The sequence below is a fragment of the Parvibaculum sp. genome (genome assembly GCF_049671045.1).
In the GTDB taxonomy this organism is placed as follows: Bacteria; Pseudomonadota; Alphaproteobacteria; order Parvibaculales; family Parvibaculaceae; genus Parvibaculum.
This window is the reverse complement of sequence record NZ_JBATUH010000093.1, coordinates 1-2,081: the sequence shown is the minus strand read 5'-3', so window position 1 is coordinate 2,081 and position 2,081 is coordinate 1. Positions and strand designations below refer to the sequence as shown.

Here is a 2,081-nt window from a genome sequence, read left to right as displayed (position 1 = left end):
CATCAAACCAGTCTGCCCTGCTCCATCGCAGCCGCGATGAAGGAAGAGAATAGTGGGTGTGGCTCAAACGGACGCGACTTCAGTTCCGGATGGTACTGCACGCCGATGAACCAGGGATGATCAGCATATTCAACTGTCTCCGGCAGAACGCCGTCAGGCGACATACCAGAGAATACGAGGCCGCTCGCTTCAAGGCGGTCCTTATAGTCAACGTTCACTTCATAGCGGTGACGATGACGTTCGGAAATCTCGGTCGTACCGTAAATCTCGGCAATACGCGTTCCAGCCTTAAGCGTGGAATCATATGCGCCAAGGCGCATCGTGCCACCAAGATCACCCGATTTCGTACGCTTTTCGAGCATATTGCCCTTGAGCCACTCAGTCATCAGACCGACAACAGGTTCCTTGGTCGGACCGAACTCGGTCGATGAAGCATTTTCGATACCGGCAAGGTTACGCGCGGCTTCGAGACATGCCATCTGCATACCGAAACAGATACCGAAATAAGGCACCTTGTGCTCGCGAGCGAACTTGGCAGCAAGGATCTTGCCTTCTGCACCACGTTCACCAAAGCCGCCCGGCACCAGAATGCCGTGAACTTTTTCGAGATACGGTGATGGGTCTTCACTTTCGAAGACTTCGGCTTCGATCCAGTCGAGATTGACCTTGACTTTGTTGGCAATGCCACCGTGCTGCAGCGCTTCGATCAGCGACTTATAAGCATCCTTCAGCTCAGTATATTTGCCGACGACGGCAATGGTAACTTCGCCTTCCGGATTGTGCAGAAGATGGGAAATGCCTTCCCAGCGTTCCATACGTGGCTTAGGTGCAGGTTCGATACCGAATGCTGCAAGCACTTCGTTGTCGAGGCCTTCCTTATGATAAGCAATCGGCACATCATAAATGGTCGAAACGTCGAGCGCCTGAATGACTGCGCTTTCACGCACATTACAGAAAAGCGACAGCTTGCGACGTTCAGAAGCCGGAATCTCGCGATCCGCACGAACCAGAAGAATATCCGGAGCAATACCGATCGAACGCAGTTCCTTCACCGAATGCTGCGTTGGCTTGGTCTTGAGTTCGCCTGCCGCAGGAATATACGGCATCAATGTCAGATGGATATAAACCGCGCTGTTGCGTGGCAGCTCATTGCCGAGCTGACGAATAGCTTCAAGGAACGGCATGGCTTCGATATCGCCGACCGTACCGCCGATCTCGCACAGAACGAAATCATAATCGTCATTGCCTTCAAGGACGAAGTTTTTGATTTCATCCGTGACGTGGGGAATAACCTGAACCGTCGCACCGAGATAATCGCCGCGGCGTTCCTTTTCGATGATGTTGCGGTAAATGCGACCGGTGGTAATGTTGTCCCGCTGATTTGCAGGACGACCGGTGAACCGCTCGTAATGGCCCAGATCAAGGTCTGTTTCAGCACCATCGTCAGTGACGAACACCTCACCGTGCTGGTAAGGCGACATCGTGCCGGGGTCGACGTTGAGATAAGGGTCGAGTTTACGGATACGCACGCGGTAACCACGTGCCTGAAGGAGTGCAGCCAGAGCTGCTGCGGCAATGCCTTTTCCAAGGGAAGAAACCACGCCGCCTGTGATGAATACATATCGCGCCATGGGCTTACGTCGTTAGACCCTTCTTGCTGATTCCGCCACTAAAAAAAGTGTGACCAGCGTTTTTTCCATCAAAATCACACCCGATCAGCTTCCCATATGGGAAAACCGGATGCTTCCACCAAGTTCAGCCCTGCTCGCACCATGTAGCGTCATTTGTTACATGCGCACGAAAAAAGGCCGGGGAAATCCCGGCCTTTCGGGTATTTCTACAAAAAATCAGAGAACGACGACTTTTGCGCCCATGCCAACGCGATCATACAGATCCAGAATGTCGTCATTGGTCATACGAAAACAACCGTTGGAAGCCGGGCTACCGATTGTCCATGGCTGAGTGGTGCCGTGAATACGGATATACGTATCCTTGTTGCCCTGGAACAGATACATGGCGCGCGAACCAAGCGGATTGCCCGGACCGCCATCCATGCCGTTTTTGTAGCGGCCATACTGAGC

Annotated in this window: 2 protein-coding genes; both read right to left on the bottom strand. The window is 53.0% G+C overall.

All coding sequences use genetic code 11. The features are described from left to right. Positions 1-2: 2 nt before the first annotated feature. Complete coding sequence (locus tag WBG82_RS10555; protein ID WP_024897104.1) at positions 3-1,631, bottom strand: CTP synthase; 1,629 nt, start codon at positions 1,629-1,631, stop codon at positions 3-5. 216 nt (positions 1,632-1,847) lie between these two features. Next, positions 1,848-2,081: L,D-transpeptidase (locus tag WBG82_RS10550; protein ID WP_424424488.1), on the bottom strand; the 234-nt coding region annotated here is incomplete at its 5' end.